Genomic DNA, 16,034 nt, shown 5'->3' with positions numbered 1-16,034 from the left:
CCACTGCATCTATGGCAACAGACGCCAATGCACCACCGGGGAGCGACCTGTGGACCACGACGTGTACAACGGCATGGCTGCCACGGAGCTGCACGAGGCGGCCTGGCAGAAGAGCCGGCACAGCAACTCGCAGGGTTCCTGCGTGGAGTTCGCCCGGCTGCCCGGCGGCGAGGTGGCCGTGCGCAACTCGCGCTTCCCCGACGGCCCGGCCCTCGTCTACACCCGCGCGGAGATCGAGGCCATGCTTCTGGGCATCAAGGACGGCGAGTTCGACCACCTGACAGCGAGCTGACGCCGGCAGCTGTCCGTCATGGGTGCGTGGCGGGCGCACAGGGGTGTATGCGGCCCCGGTGCGGCGCGCTGCGGGGCACCCCGCAGTCCCCGACGGCCCCGGGAGCCCGTAACGCGCGTAGAACCGCGGCGCGAAAAAGCGCCGCGGTTCCTCACGCGGAAGGCCCCAGGCGGAACAGCGCCCATACGACCTTGCCGTTGAGGGTGTTGGTGAGCGGGTGCCATCCCCAGCCGTCGGCGAAGGACTCGACCAGGAACAGGCCCCGTCCCGACTCCGCCGAGAAGTCGTCGGAGTCGCCCGCGACCGGGCTGTCGTGGCTGGGGTCGCGTACCGCGCACACCAGTCTCTCGGTCCACCGCATCAGGTGCAGCCGCACGGGCGGGTCCTGGTCGGCGGAGCGGGGGGTGTCCGCGGGCAGCGCGTGCCGCAGTGCGTTGGTGACGAGTTCCGAGACCACCAGGCAGACGTCGTCGAAACGGTTGCCCACGTCCCACTGGTCGAGCGTGCGGCGGGTGAACTGCCGTGCGTCGCGCACCGCTTCGTAACGGGGCGGAAGGGCGCAGGAGGCGGCGTTGGAGACGGCCGCCGGGTCCAGTGGCGGAAGCCCCTGCCTTAACGGCTCCAGCATGGTCGATCCATTCGTCCCCATGCGAGGCACTCCCGGGGTTCGCGGTCGTTGCGATGCAGCGGTGGCGCTAGACCATCGTTCCGTCTGCGTTCAGCAGATGCAAGGGCAGATGCACGTGCACGCGCCCGAATTGGACCTTCCCATACCGCTTCTTGGTGCTTTTTTCCGCCACCTCTCCGCCACATTTCTCGGTCTGGCTTGTCTTCTCCTTGTCGATTCCTGTGTAACTCCCCTGAAAGCTTGCCGTTTCTGTAACCGAACGAGTACTGCTTGAAGTGTTTTAGTGGCAGACTGCGGCCCTTGAAGTCGGGTTGGGGAGGCTGGCGAACGTGAGCGCGCAGGAGTCGGGATCGGTGGTACGGCGCATGCTGCTCGGCTCACATCTGAGGCGGCTGCGCGAATCGCGTGGGATCACCCGGGAGAAGGCCGGTTACTCGATCCGAGCCTCCGAGTCGAAGATCAGCCGTATGGAGTTGGGCCGGGTGAGCTTCAAGACGAGAGACGTCGAGGATCTGCTGACGCTCTACGGGATCGCCGACGAGGCCGAGCGCAGATCGCTGCTCTCGCTCGCCAAGGAGGCCAATGTCGCGGGCTGGTGGCACAGTTACTCGGACGTCCTACCCAGCTGGTTCCCGACCTATGTCGGCCTTGAGGGCGCCGCGGCGCTGATCCGCTCGTACGAAGTGCAGTTCGTGCACGGTCTGTTGCAGACCGAGGCGTACGCGCACGCGGTCGTCACCCGGGGTATGAGAGGCGCGAGCGGAGCCGACATCGATCGGCGCGTGGCGCTGCGTCTGGAGCGTCAGAAGTACCTCGTGGCGGAGAGCGCGCCCGAGTTCCACGTGGTCCTTGACGAGGCCGCGCTGCGGCGGCCGTACGGCGACCGGAGCGTGATGCGCGGTCAGCTCCAGCACCTCATCGACATCTCCCAGCGCCCCAACGTGCGCCTCCAGGTCATGCCGTTCAGCTTCGGCGGGCACGCGGGGGAGAGCGGGGCCTTCACGGTGCTCAGCTTCCCCGAGTCCGACCTGTCGGACGTGGTTTACCTGGAACAGCTCACCAGCGCGCTGTATCTGGACAAGCGCGAGGACGTCGCCCAGTACGAGAAGGCGATGAAGGAGCTCCAGCAGGACAGTCCGGGCCCCGACGAGAGCCGCGATTTGCTCCGAGGACTGCTCCAACTCAGTTGAAAGACCCGTACGATGACATGTGATCAGATCGTGCAGATGCATGGGCTGTTGCCTTGGGCAGCAAGGGATTGAGGGATCACATGTCGTCGTCCTACTTCACCGACCTGGCTCAGCAGTACATCGACGGCCGATGGCGTCCGGGTACCGGGTCCTGGGACATCATCGACTTCAATCCGTACGACGGTGAGAAGCTGGCCTCGATCACGATAGCCACGGTCGACGAGGTGGACGAGGCCTACCGGGCCGCCGCCCGCGCCCAGAAGGAATGGGCGGCGACGAACCCGTACGCGCGGCGGGCCGTGTTCGAGAAGGCGCTGCGGATCGTCGAGGAGCGCGAGCGGGAGATCGCCGAGGTGATCGTCGCGGAGCTCGGCGGTACCCGGCTGAAGGCCGGCTTCGAACTGCACCTCGCCAAGGAGTTCCTGCGCGAGTCGGTCAACCTGGCGCTGCGGCCCGAGGGAAAGATCATCCCCTCGCCCGGCGACACCAAGGAGAACCGCCTCTACCTCGTCCCGGTCGGCGTCGTCGGTGTGATCAGCCCCTTCAACTTCCCGTTCCTGCTGTCGCTGAAGTCCGTGGCGCCCGCCCTGGCCCTCGGCAACGGCGTGGTCCTCAAGCCGCACCAGAACACCCCGATCGTGGGCGGCTCGCTGGTCGCGAAGATCTTCGAGGACGCGGGTCTGCCGGCCGGTCTGCTCAATGTCGTGATCACCGACATCGCGGAGATCGGCGACGCCTTCCTGGAGCACCCGGTCCCGAAGGTCATCTCCTTCACCGGGTCCGACAAGGTCGGCCGCCATGTCGCGACCGTCTGCGCCGCGCACTTCAAGCGCTCGATCCTCGAACTGGGCGGCAACAGCGCCCTGGTGGTCCTGGACGACGCGGACGTCGACTACGCCGTGGACGCCGCGGTCTTCAGCCGGTTCGTGCACCAGGGCCAGGTCTGCATGGCCGCGAACCGCATCCTCGTGGACCGTTCGGTCGAGACGGAGTTCACCGAGAAGTTCGTGACCAAGGTGAAGTCCCTCAAGGTCGGCGACCCGAGCGACCCGGAGACCGTCATCGGCCCGGTCATCAACTCCTCGCAGGCGGACGCCCTCTCGTCCGTCGTGAACCAGGCGCTCGCCGAGGGCGCGACCGCCCTCGTAGCGGGCACCACCACGGACAACCTCGTCGAGCCGACCGTCCTGACCGGTCTGCCCGCCGGGTCCGACATCCTCCGGCAGGAGATCTTCGGCCCCGTCGCGCTCCTCGTCCCGTTCGACGGCGAGGAGGAGGCGGTACGGATCGTCAACGACACCCCGTACGGGCTGAGCGGCGCCGTGCACACCGCCGACGTCGAGCGCGGTGTCTCCTTCGCCAAGCGGATCGACACGGGCATGTTCCACGTGAACGACGGCACCGTGCACGACGAGCCGCTGGTCGCCTTCGGCGGCGAGAAGTCCTCGGGCGTGGGCCGGCTGAACGGCGAGGCCACGGTCGAGGCGTTCACCACCCAGAAGTGGATCTCGGTCCAGCACGGCCGCAGTCTCTTCCCGTTCTGAGCGGTGCCGAGCCGACAGCTTCGCGCCGGGTCCCGGTGGGCCCGGCGCCCGGGGCGGAGCGCGGCGTCCTACGCTTGACCGCATGTCAGCGATCCGCCTCCTCGTCCTCGGCGCCGTACGTCAGCACGGCCGGGCCCACGGCTACCAGGTGCGCAACGACCTGGAGTACTGGGGCGCGCACGAGTGGTCCAACGCCAAGCCGGGCTCGATCTACCACGCGCTCAAGCAGATGGCGAAGCAGGGAATGCTGATCGCCCACGAGATCGCGCCGTCCACGGTCGGCGGTCCGCCGCGCACGGAGTACGAGATCACGGAGAAGGGCACAGCGGAGTACCTCACCCTTCTGCGTGAGTCCCTGACCTCGTACGACCAGAAGCCGGACGTCCTCTCCGCGGCGCTCGGCTTCGTGGTGGACCTCGGCCGCGAGGAGGCGCTCGAACTCCTGGAGGAGCGGGTGCGGGGCATCGAGGAGTGGCGCACGGCCGTCACCGAGCACTATGTGCCGGACGACGGGCCCGAACAGCTCGGTCACATCGGCGAGATCATGAACTTCTGGGTGCACTCCGCCGACAGTGGCGCCGAGTGGACCCGCGGCCTGATCCAGCGGATCAAGAAGGGCGCGTACACCTTCGCGGGTGAGGGCGAGCCGTTCGTGGGGGTGCTCGCGGAGGGTGCGGAGAACCCGTACAGCACGGGGGAGAAGCATCCGGGAGACGCCGGATAATCAAGTTTGACTAATGCTTTGCGCGGGCGTATTCTCCGTCAGTGCATTAGTAGTCAAGTTTGATTAATGGGTAGATCGCCTGTAGGGGATCGCCCGTATACGGAGGGAGCCCGATGACCGACGTGATCGTCGTCGAGGGCGTTCGGAAGCGGTACGGGGACGCGTACGCGCTGGACGGGCTCGACCTGCGGGTCGCGCGCGGCACGGTGCACGCGCTGCTCGGCCCCAACGGCGCGGGCAAGACGACCCTGGTCAGGGTCCTGTCCACGCTCCTGCGGCCCGGCGGGGGCCGGGTGGAGGTGGCCGGACACGACGTGGTGACCCGGGCACGGGAGGTGCGCCGCCGGATCGGCCTGCTCGGCCAGCACGCGGCGCTGGACGAGGAACTGGGCGGACGCCAGAACCTGGAGATGTTCGGACGCCTGTACCACCTGAGTGCCCGCGACGCGCGCGTGCGGGCCGACGAGCTCCTGGAGCGCTTCGGCCTCGCGGACACGGGCCGCAAGGCGGTGAAGCGGTACAGCGGCGGCATGCGGCGGCGCCTGGATCTGGCCGCCTCGCTCATCACCGAACCGGAGGTGCTCTTCCTGGACGAGCCGACCACGGGCCTCGACCCGCGGGGCCGGACCGAGGTGTGGGAGGCGGTGCGCTCCCTGGTCGGCGGCGGTACGACGGTGCTGCTCACCACCCAGTACCTGGAGGAGGCGGACCAGCTCGCGCACGGGATCTCGCTCCTCGACCGGGGGCAGATTGTCGCGGGCGGCACGGCGAACGAACTGAAGGCGCTGGCGGGCGGCGACCGTATCGACGTGGTGCTGCGGGACGGCGGTCAGCTGGGCGCCGCGGTGGCCCTGCTGCCGCTCGCCGGGGCGGAGATCTCGGTGGACGTGGACGTGGACCGGCGGCTGCTGAGCGCCCCGGTCGTGGACCGCATGAAGGCGCTAGCCGGGGTCGTACGGGCCCTGGAGGAGGCCGGGATAGAGGCGGAGGACGTGGCCCTGCGGCGGCCGACGCTGGACGAGGTGTTCCTGCGCCTGACAGCGGACGGCGACCTCGGCTCCGACCTCGCGAAGGAGGCGGTGTGAGCACGTACGCGCTGAGTGATTCCTGGGTCATGACCCGCCGCGAACTCGCCCACTGGGTGCGGCAGCCGGCCCAGGTCCTGGTCGGGCTGGTCTTCCCGGTGATGCTGCTGCTGATGTTCAGCTACCTGATCGGCGGCGGCCGGGGCGTCGAGGGCGACTACGTCGACTTCCTGGTGCCCGGCATGTTCGCGCTGACCATGGCCTTCGGCCTGGAGGGCACGATGCTGGCCGTCACCCAGGACCTCAACAAGGGAGTGATCGACCGCTTCCGCTCGATGCCCATGGCCAACGGGGCGGTACTGGTGGGCCGTTCGGTCGCCGACATGCTCCAGTCGGCGCTCGGCCTGCTCGTGCTGATGGGGGTCGGGTACGCGCTCGGCTGGCGCGCGCACGGAACCCTCGGCGCCTTCCTGGGCGCCACGGGCCTGCTTCTACTTCTCCGGTTCGCGATGCTGTGGATCGGCATCCTGCTGGCGATGGTGGCCGGCCGACCGGAGATGGTGCAGGCCGTGCAGATCCTCGTCTGGCCCGTCGGCTTCCTCTCCAACGCCATCGCGACCCCCGAGTCCATGCCGGACTGGCTGGCCACGGTCGTCGCATGGAACCCGCTGTCCCGGACGGCCACGGCCGTACGCGACCTGTTCGGCGGCGGGGGCGCCGAGGCGGCCCACATCTGGGCGGCGGTGGCCTGGCCGCTCGCCCTGCTGGCGGTGTTCTTCCCGTTGGCGGTACGGAAGTTCGGGGCGCTGAGCAAGTAGGGGGCCGGGGGCAGCCTGTCGCGCGGCGCTGACGTGGAGGAGGGGGGTGGCCTCAGCCCTCGGGGTGCTTGAGGTGCGTGATGAAGGCAGCCCAGGCGGGGGTGGTGACGATGAGGGCGGGGGCCTCGGGGCGTTTGCTGTCGCGGATGGGGGTGAGGGGGGAGTGGTTGTCGGCTACCTCTACGCAGTTGCCCCCGTCAGAGTTGCTGTAGCTCGACTTGCGCCATACAGCGGCGCTCAGGTCGGGTCGGAGGGATTTCATGACGGGTTGTCCTCCATCGTTTCCTGGATCACCTCCACAGACTTCTGCGGAGAGAGGGCGAAGTCCCTTAGCAGATCGTAAGACAGCTTCAGCCGCTCGACTTCTGTCGGGTCCTCAAAAAGCTCGCCGTTTACGTTGGTCTCCGTGTACGCCGCAGACTTGCCGTCCGGTAGCCACAGAATCGTGAGCGACGTACCCATCAAGTGATGTAGCCCAGCAGAAAAGGGCAACACCTGAAGCGTGACCCTCGGCTGGTCGGCGACGGTCAGGAGGTGACCCAACTGCTGGGTCCAGGCCACCTTGTCGCGCATGGGGCGGCGGAGCACGGATTCGTCCAGTACGGCGCGGAAGTGCGGGACGTCCTCGCCGTGCAGCAGCTTCTGTCGCCCCATCCGCGCGGCCACCTGTTCCTCCAACCCCTGTTCCTCACCCGGAAAACTCAGAGCCAGTACGGCGCGGGCGTACCTTTCGGTCTGGAGCAGTCCCGGGACCGCACCGACGGCGTACTCGTAACGTACGGTCGCCTGTTGTTCCAACTCCATGAAGCGCTTGTACTTGTCCCGGAAGACGTCGTTCCTCGCCAACTCCCAAAGATCCACGAGGTGCTCCCCGGTGTCGTGCGCCTTGTCCAGTGCCTCCATGACATCAGGCGAGCCCAGCTTCACCCCCGTCTCCAACTTGTGCAGATACGTGCGGTCGTACGTCGTGTCGGCGGCGAGGTCGCTCAGCGACTTGCCGGACTTCTCGCGCAGCCTCGCCAGTTCTGCGGCCAGCACCATCCGTGCTGACCCGTTGTGATGGTTGCCCCGGTTCGGGCTCGACTTCCGTGGTGGCATCGGTGGCACCTCTCGTGGACCTGACATGCGGGTCTACACCCTTCCACTACCGACCGTAGCCTCCGATCGGTCACGCTGTGAGTGCAATCGACAACTCGGGGTGACCGAAGGGGAATCGAATGAATGACTTGGATCCGGCCAAGGGCTGGCGAATCGACCGCATCCCCGGCAAGCGGGTGACGGCGGTTCATGAGGGCGTACGCCTCCCGCTCTGGCTGCTGCACGACGGCGAGCACAAGGGTGACGCGCTGTTGCGGCTCAGCGTGGTCGAGGCGGAACAACTGCACGCCGAGCTGTCCTACGTGCTGGACCAGGACGCGGCACCGGCGTGCCGCCCGGCGGCTACCCGCTGACCCTGGCACCGGGTGGGGAGTGGGCCGTGCGCGCTCAGGCCCACTCCTCCGCCTTGACCTCGGTCTGCTTCAGTACGCGGTCGATCGCGTCCGGTGCCGGGCGCGTGACTCAGTGATGGAAGGCGGTAGCCGCCTCCTTGTCCCTGGTCACCGGCCGCGACTGGCAGCGCAGCTCGGGCAGGAGGCGCTGCAGGTCCTCCAGGAACAGCTGGGCCAGATCGGACGAGAAGCCGTTGCGGCACACCACCCTCAGTACCGAGAGGTCCTCGCGGTTGGCGGGGAAGGTGTACGCGGGCAGCAGCCAGCCACGCTCCCGCATACGGCGGGACACGTCGAAGACGTCGAACGCCGTGACGTCCGGGGCGGTGGTGAACGCGAACACCGGCAGCTGATCACCCCGGGTGAGGAGCCGGAACTCGTCGAGGGCGCCGATCCGTTCCGCGAGCCCCATGGCGACGTCCCGGGTCGTCCGCTGGACGGCCCGGTAGCCCTCCCGGCCCAGCCGCAGGAAGGTGTAGTACTGCGCCACCACCTGGGCGCCGGGACGCGAGAAGTTGAGCGCGAAGGTCGGCATGTCGCCGCCCAGATAGTTCACACGGAAGACCAGTTCCTCCGGCAGCTCGGCGGGCGAGCGCCACAGCGCCCAGCCGACACCCGGGTAGACCAGTCCGTACTTGTGCCCCGAGGTGTTGATGGAGGCGACCCGCGGCAGCCGGAAGTCCCAGACCAGGTCCTCGTCCACGAAGGGGGCGACCATCGCGCCGGACGCGCCGTCCACGTGGACGGGGATGTCCAGGCCGGTGCGCTCCCGCAACCCGTCCAGCGCGGCGCAGAGTTCGGCGATCGGCTCGTACGACCCGTCGAAGGTGGAGCCGAGGACGCCGACGACCCCGATGGTGTTCTCGTCGCACAGCTCGGCGGCGGCCCGCGGGTCGATGTGGAAGCGGTCGCCCTCCATGGGTACCTGGCGGGCCTCGACCTCCCAGAAGTTGCAGAACTTGTCCCAGCAGACCTGCACGTTGACGCCCATGACGAGGTTCGGGCGGGCCCCCGGATACCGGTCCGCGTTCCGTTTGGTCCAGCGGCGCTTGAGCGCCAGGCCGGCGAGCATGCACGCCTCGCTCGACCCGGTCGTCGAACACCCGACGGCGGCGGCCGGGTCCGGCGCGTTCCACAGGTCGGCCAGCATCGCCACGCACCTGCGCTCCAGCTCGGCCGTGCGCGGGTACTCATCCTTGTCGATCATGTTCTTGTCCCGGCACTCGCCGAGCAGCACATCGGCCTGCGGCTCCATCCAGGTGGTGACGAAGGTCGCGAGGTTGAGCCGGGAATTGCCGTCCAGCATCAGCTCGTCGTGCACCAGCTGATAGGCGGTGGAGGGAGCCAGCGGTCCGTCGGGCAGCCGGTGCTGGGGTGGGGCCTCGGTCATACCGTCGACCGGGTTCGCCTCCCCGTAGAAGGGGTTGACGGTCGAGGGGTGCTCGTCGGACTTCGCGGGGCCTTTGTGGAGCGCCATGATGCCTCCGGTCGTCTGGGTGGGATCCAGGGGGCGAGGGGATCCAGGGGGTCGAGGGGGTCCAGGCCTCCATGGTGGGTCACCCTCTCGCCGAAACCGGTTAAAAGCGACATCGCGTGGGTGGCTTTCCCGCTTGCACCTCACGTGACGTGAGGCCGCAACCTGGACCGCGTACCGAAAAGGCCACGTACCGAAAGGGCCGAAAGGGCCGAAAGGGCCGAGAAGGAGGGGGCGGAGGCCATGAGCCATCCCGTGGGACAGGTCGCCGGTTTCGCCGGAGTGACGGTGCGGACGCTGCACCACTACGACGAGATCGGACTGCTCGTACCGAGCGGGCGCAGCCACGCGGGCCACCGGCGCTACAGCGACGCCGACCTCGACCGGCTGCAGCAGATCCTGTTCTACCGGGAGCTGGGGTTTCCGCTCGACGAGGTCGCGGCCCTGCTCGACGATCCGCGGACGGACCCGCGCGCGCAACTGCGCCGGCAGCACGACCTGCTGACCGCCCGGATCGAGAAGCTGCGGAAGATGGCCACGGCCGTGGAGCACGCCATGGAGGCACGCACGATGGGCATCAACCTCACACCCGAGGAGAAGTTCGAGGTCTTCGGCGGCAAGGACCCTGAGGAGCACGCCGAGGAGGCCGAGAGCCGCTGGGGCGGCACCGGGACGTACGCCGAGTCGCAGCGCCGCACCGCCCGCTACGACAAGGACGACTGGCAGCGCATGCAGGCCGAGGTCGCCTCCTGGGGCGGGCGCTACGACGCCCTCATGGCGTCCGGCGAACCCGCCACGGGGAAGCCCGCCATGGACATGGCCGAGGAACACCGGCAGCACATCACCCGCTGGTTCTACGAGTGCTCGTACGACATCCATCGGGGGCTCGGCGAGATGTACGTGTCCGACGAACGGTTCAAGGAGTTCTACGACTCCATGCGCCCGGGGCTCGCCGGGCACCTCAGGGACGCGATCACGGCGAACGCGGCACGGCACGGATGACAACAGTCGGTAAGGGGCGTCGGCAAGGACGGGCGCCCCTTACCGATCGATCGCGCTATCCCTTGACCATCACCACGGCCGTGCCGTACGCGCACACCTCCGTGCCCACGTCCTGCGCGTCCGTCACGTCGAAGCGGAACATCAGCACGCCGTTGGCGCCCCGCGCCCGTGCCTGCTCGATGAGTCGTTCCATCGCCTGGTTACGGGTCTCCACCAGGGTCTTTGTGAGGCCCTTCAGCTCGCCGCCGATCATCGACTTCAGCCCCGCGCCGATCTGGCTGCCCAGATGCCTGGAGCGGACGGTCAGCCCGAAGACCTCACCGATGACCTGCTCGACCCGGTAGCCGGGTACGTCGTTCGTCGTCACGACCAGCACGTCGGGCCGGGGGCCCTGGCCCCCGCCGTATTCTTCGATACCCATGGCTCACAGCTTTGTCCCAGTCGGGGCACAGTGCATCCTGTAGGAGCCGGTGGAACCTGGCCCCATCGTGGCGCGTTGATAACTTTGGTCGGCCACACCTTCGCCCGCCGCCGCATCCACCACCCTCAGGAGCCCGGAAACGTGACGACGCTTGCCCTTGGCCCAAGCTGGTTGGATCCGGACTACCTGCTGGACTCGTTCGGTATCTGGGGCCTGCTCCTGATCGTCTTCGCCGAGTCGGGCCTGCTCATCGGCTTCTTCCTGCCGGGTGACTCGCTGCTGTTCACGGCGGGCATGCTGATCACCTCGAACGCCCTGGACTTCCCGCTGTGGGGTGCGGTCGTCCTGATCTGCATCGCAGCCATCGTCGGTGACCAGGTGGGTTACATGTTCGGCAAGAAGGTGGGGCCGTCGCTCTTCACCCGGCCGGACTCCCGCCTCTTCAAGCAGGAGAACGTCGCCAAGGCGCACGAGTTCTTCGAGAAGCACGGCCCGAAGTCGCTGGTGCTGGCCCGCTTCGTGCCCATCGTGCGCACGTTCACGCCGATCATCGCCGGCGTCAGCGGCATGAAGTACCGCTCGTTCCTGATCTTCAACGTGCTTGGCGGCATCCTCTGGGGCGCGGGCGTCACCCTTCTCGGTTCCTGGCTCGGCAGCATCGAGTTCGTCCGCAAGAACATCGAGCCGATCCTGCTCCTGATCGTCCTCATCTCGGTGGTGCCGATCATCATCGAGTTCCTGAGGGCCCGCGGAAAGAGCAAGACGAACGCGGCGAACGGGTCGCAGGCCGAGTCCCAGGCCCCCCACGCCCCGCAGCCGGGCCCCGTCATGGACGACCGCACGGCCCAGCTCCGCCAGATCCCGCAGCCCCACCAGAACGGCTACGACCAGCAGCAGTACGGCCAGGACCAGGGCTACGGCCAGGACCAGGGCTACGGCGACCAGGGCCGGCAGCAGTACGACCAGTACGACCAGTACGGCAACCAGAACCAGAACCAGAACCAGAACCAGAACCAGAACTACTACCAGCAGCAGCCGTACGGCCAGGACCAGAACTACGGCCAGCAGCAGTGGCAGTACCCCGAGGACCAGCAGCAGTACCAGCAGCCGTACCAGCAGGGCCAGCAGCAGGGCCAGCAGCAGTACCCGTACGGCCAGGAGCACGGCCGCAACTGATCAGCCGCCTCGACCCGCGCCCGCGCAGGGGCGCGGGGAACGGCGCGCTCAGCCCCCGCCGGCGCTCAACCGACAAACGACACAAGGCGCCCCGCGCCCCGCGCCCGGCACCCCGCTCAGAACCCCCGGGTCCGCTTCGCCGCGCGCCGCGCCCCCGCCGTGGCCCCCGGCAACCGCAGGAACAGCCGCGAGATCTCGGACCCCAGGTTCATCCCGATCGCGATGGCCATCGCGAGCGCGGCGGCCTTGCTGAGCTGTACAAGGCCTTGGTCGACATCGTTCTGGGCGATGGCGAGCAGCCCGAAGTACGTGGCGGAGCCGGGCAGCAGCGGCCCGATCGCGGCGGTCGTGTACGGCAGCGCGGAGGCGAACCGGTAGCGCGACATGAGCTGTCCGAAGAGCCCCACCAGACCGGCGGCCACCGCCGTCGAGGCGACCGGCGAGATCCCGCCCGCGTAGTGCATCGCGCCGTACACGCTCCACGCGACCCCGCCGTTGAGGGTCACGATCAGCACGGTCGACCGTTCCTGCTGGAGCAGTACCGCGAAGGCGAGCGTGAGGAGCATCGACGCGCCGATCTGCCACAGCGGCCGGTTCGTGGACAGCAGGGCCGCGTCCGGGTTGAGCTGGGCGCCCAGGGTCACGCCGAAGTACAGGACCACCAGGACGCCGATGACGATGCCGACGTAGAAGTACATGACTTCCAGGAGCCGGGCCGACGCGGTGATGTAGTAGCCGGTCAGGCCGTCCTGCACACCCGCCACGAGCGCCCGTCCGGGCAGCAGCGCGAACAGCCCACCGGTGATCACCGCGGACGCCCGTACGTCGACGTGTGCGACCGTGAGCGCGGCGCCCAGCGCGGCGGCCGGCATCGCGGCCACTGTGAACTGGTAGAACTCCGGCAGCCCGCGTCCGGCGCACAGCCACGCCAGCCGGTCGCCGAGCATCGCGCCGACGACCGCCGCGACGAACACGATGATGTCACCGCCGACGAGCACGGAGGCCGCGCCCGCGAGCAGCCCGGTGGCGAGGGTCAGCACCCAGCCGCTGTACGGGTGCCGGTTGCGGCGGATCTCCGCGAGCCGCCGGTAGGCCTCCTCAAGGGAGACCTCGGTCTCGTCGTCGCTGATGTCGTCGACGAGCTGGTACACGGCCGCCAGACGCGTGTAGTCGGTGCCCCGGCGCCGCACGGTCCGTGACGCGGTCACCGGATCGTCGACCAGCGACGGCTGGTACGAGATCGACAGCAGGGTGAAGGTGACGTTCGGCTCGCAGCGGTCGAGGCCGTAGGAGCGGCAGACGGCGAACATCGCCGCGTCCACGTCCTCGGCGCCCTCACCGCCCGCGAGCAGCAGCTCGCCGACGCGCAGGGTCAGGTCGAGGACGCGCGGCACGGCGGGCCCCTCGTCCTCCGCCTTCTGCACGGTCTCGGGCACGGGCCGGTCGGCGACCGGCATGCGCAGCATCGTGCGCATCCGGTCCTGCCAGGGGGCGTCCTTGATGAGGTCGACCCGCGGTATGCCCGCCGGGGGCGTGAAGGCGGGCGGCGCGTCCCGGGAGCTGTATGTCCGCGGTGTGCTGAACGCCGACCCCTCGGCAGGGTCGGCGACGGGCGTCTGCGTGACGCCGTACCCCTTGGGCAGAGCGAACTCGGACGTCGTCGAGGACTCCTCCTCGACCGGCGGGGCCTGTGTCACCACACCGCTCGGCGGAACGAAGGCGCTGCGTGCCTCGTCCGACTGCGGTTTGCGGTCCTCGGCGTCCGATTCCGTCACGCACTGCTCCTGGTTCGTACGTCCAGTACGCCCCAGTATGCGCACTGGTACACAAACGGGCCGCGCGACCCGGTCGGGGTCACGCGGCCCGCAGGACGGAGGGGGATCAGTGACCGCCCGCTTCCTTGGCGCGCTTGTACGAACGCTCGATCTCGGCCTCGGCGTCCGTGCGGCCGACCCAGTTGGCGCCCTCGACGGACTTGCCGGGCTCCAGGTCCTTGTAGACCTCGAAGAAGTGCTGGATCTCCAGACGGTCGAACTCCGACACGTGGTGGATGTCCCGCAGATGCTCCACGCGCGGGTCGTGCGCCGGAACGCACAGCAGCTTGTCGTCGCCGCCGGCCTCGTCCGTCATACGGAACATGCCGATCGTGCGGCACTGGATGAGGCAACCGGGGAAGGTCGGCTCGTCCAGGATGACCAGCGCGTCCAGCGGGTCGCCGTCCTCGCCGAGGGTGTTCTCGACGAAGCCGTAGTCGGCCGGGTAGCTGGTCGAGGTGAAGAGGCGACGGTCCAGACGGATCCGACCGGTCTCGTGGTCCACCTCGTACTTGTTCCGTGAACCCTTCGGAATCTCGATCGTGACGTCGAACTCCACCGGTGGCTCCTCCATGATCAACACATAGTTCTGGTGGTTAAGTGTCCCTCACGCAGGTGTGTGATCGCGAAAGGGGCTGGTGGTCGTGCCAGAGCTGAGGGCTTGGCGGGCCGCGAGACCGCATGTGGTGCGGGTCGCGCGATCCTTGGGACCGCAACTCGTCCGGGCCGCGGAAGCCGTGAAGCCACCGCTCGTACGGGCGGCGGAAGCTGTGAAACCACCGCTCGCCCGCGCGACGGGAGTCGTGAAACCGCTGGTCAAGCGGCCGTCCACCGTGCAGTTCACGACGGGCGCCGCCACTCTCGGACTCGTCGTGGCGGCCACCGTGGTCACCGCGGCCGGGCCCTGGGACTCCACCGGCCAGCGTACGGCGGAGCGCGACTGGGCCGCATCGCGAGAGCGCGCGGGTGGCGCAGATCACGGCTCGGTGTCCGGTTCGTCCGGCAAGGAGCCGGCGCCCGCGCCGAGCGCCGTGTCCGTGCTCGCGGGCCTCGGCGGCTCCGTGGGGTCCGTACCGTCACCCACGGAGAAGGCCCTGAGCGGCGTCCTCGGGCCGTTGCTCGACGATCCCGCGCTCGGCACCGACCGTGCGGGCGTCGTCGTCGACATGGCCACCGGCAAGCGGCTGTACGGCAAGGGCGCGGACGATCCGCTGACCCCGGCCTCCACCACGAAGATCGCCACGGCCGTGGCGGCGCTCACCGCGGCCGGCCCGGACCACCGCATCGCGACCCGGGCGGTCCTGGAACCCGGCACCGAGGAAGTCGTCCTGGTCGGCGGCGGCGATCCCACGCTGACCGCCCGCGAGGACGCGGACGGCAACGCGAGCCTGCGCGACCTCGCCGACGACACGGCCCGCGCCCTCAAGTCCCGCGAGGCAGGCAAGACCGACAAGGCCGGCAAGGGTGGCAAGAGCGAGAAGGGTGGCAGGACCGCCGAGGTGACGCTCTCGTACGACACCTCGCTGTACGCGGGCTCCGCCGTGCACCCCATCGGCGCCGACAACACCAACCTCGCGCCGGTCACCGCCCTGATGGCCGACGAGGGCCGCCTCGACGACTCCGCCGGCGGGCCCGCGGACCGCAGTGACGATCCTGCGGCCGACGCCGCCGACACGTTCGCCGACCTCCTCCACGAGCGGGGCATCAAGACCACGGCTCCCGGCACCTCGAAGGCGTCCGCCCGCGCCAAGACCCTCGCCACCGTCAAGTCGCCGCCCCTGTCCGCACTCGTCGAACGCATGCTGACCAGCAGCGACAACGACATCGCCGAGGCCCTCGCCCGCCAGACCGCCCTCGCGGCGGGCGAACCGGCGAGCTTCGAGGGCGGCGGCGCGGCGACCCACGAGCAACTGAAAAAACTAGGGCTGCCGCTCAAGGGGGCGAAGTTCGCGGACGGCAGCGGCCTGGACCGCGCGGACAAGCTCACCGCGGACCTGCTCACGGCCCTGCTGGCCGAGGCGGCCGACCCGGACCGCCCCGAACTGCGCCCGGTCCTCACCGGCCTGCCCGTCGCCGGCTTCACCGGCACCCTCAGCAAGCGTTACGCCGGTCAGCCCGGCACCGGCCTCGTACGCGCCAAGACCGGCACCCTGACCGGCGTGCACACCCTCGCGGGCACGGTCGTCGACACCGACGGCCGCCTCCTGGCCTTCGCGTTCCTCACCGAGTCCGACCCGCCCACGGACGCGACGACCACCCAGCGGGGCCTGGACGCCCTGGCCTCCACCCTGGCAACCTGCGGCTGCAACTGACCCGCCCCTTTTTTTCGCGCCCCGCAGGGGCAGCCGAAAAGGGGGCGCGGGGAACTGCGCGCCCAGCCACGGCGGACCCGCAGCCGACCGGACAAGGCGGCCTCCCAGGGGGCGATCGCGCCCG

The 16,034-nt window shown here is 69.0% G+C and carries 17 protein-coding genes; 10 read left to right on the top strand and 7 right to left on the bottom strand.

All coding sequences use genetic code 11. From position 1 onward, the window contains the following. Positions 1 to 73 precede the first annotated feature (73 nt). Positions 74 to 292 carry a DUF397 domain-containing protein gene (locus ACIOKD_RS29905; protein WP_402090325.1) on the top strand — a complete coding sequence of 73 codons (219 nt, stop codon included), beginning with the start codon at positions 74 to 76 and terminating at the stop codon, positions 290 to 292. Between the two features lie 151 nt (positions 293 to 443). Here ACIOKD_RS29905 and ACIOKD_RS29900 read toward each other — a convergent pair whose 3' ends face one another. Further along, complete coding sequence (locus ACIOKD_RS29900; protein ID WP_402090158.1) at positions 444 to 920, bottom strand: ATP-binding protein; 477 nt, start codon at positions 918 to 920, stop codon at positions 444 to 446. A gap of 365 nt (positions 921 to 1,285) precedes the next feature. On the opposite strand from ACIOKD_RS29900, the gene ACIOKD_RS29895 reads away from it, so the two are divergent. The 5 genes from ACIOKD_RS29895 (at position 1,286) to ACIOKD_RS29875 (ending at position 6,221) form a co-directional block, all read left to right on the top strand. Continuing rightward, positions 1,286 to 2,110, top strand: coding sequence for a helix-turn-helix domain-containing protein (locus ACIOKD_RS29895; protein WP_402090323.1), 825 nt, complete (start codon positions 1,286 to 1,288; stop codon positions 2,108 to 2,110). An 80-nt stretch (positions 2,111 to 2,190) separates the two neighbouring features. Then, positions 2,191 to 3,654 carry an aldehyde dehydrogenase family protein gene (locus ACIOKD_RS29890; protein ID WP_402090156.1) on the top strand — a complete coding sequence of 488 codons (1,464 nt, stop codon included), beginning with the start codon at positions 2,191 to 2,193 and terminating at the stop codon, positions 3,652 to 3,654. An 82-nt stretch (positions 3,655 to 3,736) separates the two neighbouring features. Continuing rightward, positions 3,737 to 4,378, top strand: coding sequence for a PadR family transcriptional regulator (locus ACIOKD_RS29885; RefSeq protein WP_402090154.1), 642 nt, complete (start codon positions 3,737 to 3,739; stop codon positions 4,376 to 4,378). Between the two features lie 113 nt (positions 4,379 to 4,491). Continuing rightward, entirely contained in the window at positions 4,492 to 5,463 is a 972-nt protein-coding gene (locus ACIOKD_RS29880) for an ATP-binding cassette domain-containing protein (protein ID WP_402090152.1), read from the top strand. After that, entirely contained in the window at positions 5,460 to 6,221 is a 762-nt protein-coding gene (locus ACIOKD_RS29875) for an ABC transporter permease (RefSeq protein WP_402090150.1), read from the top strand. Before ACIOKD_RS29880 ends, ACIOKD_RS29875 begins: the two co-directional genes overlap by 4 nt. A 52-nt stretch (positions 6,222 to 6,273) precedes the next feature. Here ACIOKD_RS29875 and ACIOKD_RS29870 read toward each other — a convergent pair whose 3' ends face one another. Both ACIOKD_RS29870 and ACIOKD_RS29865 read right to left on the bottom strand, forming a co-directional pair. Beyond that, positions 6,274 to 6,483 (bottom strand): DUF397 domain-containing protein, encoded by a 210-nt coding sequence (locus ACIOKD_RS29870; RefSeq protein WP_402090148.1) that lies wholly within the window; start codon positions 6,481 to 6,483, stop codon positions 6,274 to 6,276. Then, positions 6,480 to 7,262, bottom strand: coding sequence for a helix-turn-helix domain-containing protein (locus ACIOKD_RS29865; RefSeq protein WP_402090146.1), 783 nt, complete (start codon positions 7,260 to 7,262; stop codon positions 6,480 to 6,482). Before ACIOKD_RS29865 ends, ACIOKD_RS29870 begins: the two co-directional genes overlap by 4 nt. A gap of 176 nt (positions 7,263 to 7,438) precedes the next feature. Here ACIOKD_RS29865 and ACIOKD_RS29860 point away from each other — a divergent pair, with 176 nt between their 5' ends. Then, positions 7,439 to 7,672, top strand: a complete 234-nt coding sequence (locus ACIOKD_RS29860; RefSeq protein WP_402090144.1) for a hypothetical protein — start codon at positions 7,439 to 7,441, stop codon at positions 7,670 to 7,672. 109 nt (positions 7,673 to 7,781) lie between these two features. On the opposite strand, the gene ACIOKD_RS29855 is transcribed toward ACIOKD_RS29860, so the two are convergent. After that, positions 7,782 to 9,188, bottom strand: coding sequence for a glutamate decarboxylase (locus tag ACIOKD_RS29855; RefSeq protein WP_402090142.1), 1,407 nt, complete (start codon positions 9,186 to 9,188; stop codon positions 7,782 to 7,784). A gap of 240 nt (positions 9,189 to 9,428) precedes the next feature. Here ACIOKD_RS29855 and ACIOKD_RS29850 point away from each other — a divergent pair, with 240 nt between their 5' ends. Next, entirely contained in the window at positions 9,429 to 10,187 is a 759-nt protein-coding gene (locus ACIOKD_RS29850) for a MerR family transcriptional regulator (protein WP_402090140.1), read from the top strand. Positions 10,188 to 10,242: 55 nt separating this feature from the next. Here ACIOKD_RS29850 and ACIOKD_RS29845 read toward each other — a convergent pair whose 3' ends face one another. Beyond that, positions 10,243 to 10,608 (bottom strand): YbjQ family protein, encoded by a 366-nt coding sequence (locus ACIOKD_RS29845; RefSeq protein WP_402090138.1) that lies wholly within the window; start codon positions 10,606 to 10,608, stop codon positions 10,243 to 10,245. Positions 10,609 to 10,749: 141 nt separating this feature from the next. Here ACIOKD_RS29845 and ACIOKD_RS29840 point away from each other — a divergent pair, with 141 nt between their 5' ends. Beyond that, positions 10,750 to 11,784 carry a DedA family protein gene (locus ACIOKD_RS29840; RefSeq protein WP_402090136.1) on the top strand — a complete coding sequence of 345 codons (1,035 nt, stop codon included), beginning with the start codon at positions 10,750 to 10,752 and terminating at the stop codon, positions 11,782 to 11,784. Between the two features lie 116 nt (positions 11,785 to 11,900). Here the strand turns inward: ACIOKD_RS29840 and ACIOKD_RS29835 are convergent, their stop codons facing one another. Further along, positions 11,901 to 13,559, bottom strand: coding sequence for a threonine/serine exporter ThrE family protein (locus tag ACIOKD_RS29835; RefSeq protein ID WP_402090134.1), 1,659 nt, complete (start codon positions 13,557 to 13,559; stop codon positions 11,901 to 11,903). A gap of 106 nt (positions 13,560 to 13,665) precedes the next feature. Next, the gene (locus ACIOKD_RS29830; protein WP_402090321.1) at positions 13,666 to 14,157 is read right to left on the bottom strand and encodes an inorganic diphosphatase; all 492 of its coding nucleotides are present in this window, start codon (positions 14,155 to 14,157) and stop codon (positions 13,666 to 13,668) included. Positions 14,158 to 14,236: 79 nt separating this feature from the next. Between ACIOKD_RS29830 and dacB the strand changes: the two genes are divergently transcribed. After that, entirely contained in the window at positions 14,237 to 15,910 is a 1,674-nt protein-coding gene (gene dacB, locus ACIOKD_RS29825; protein WP_402090132.1) for a D-alanyl-D-alanine carboxypeptidase/D-alanyl-D-alanine-endopeptidase, read from the top strand. Positions 15,911 to 16,034 lie beyond the last annotated feature (124 nt).

This window comes from Streptomyces sp. NPDC087844 (assembly GCF_044742785.1).
Classification (GTDB): Bacteria; Actinomycetota; Actinomycetes; order Streptomycetales; family Streptomycetaceae; genus Streptomyces.
This window is presented reverse-complemented; position numbering and strand designations above follow the sequence as displayed.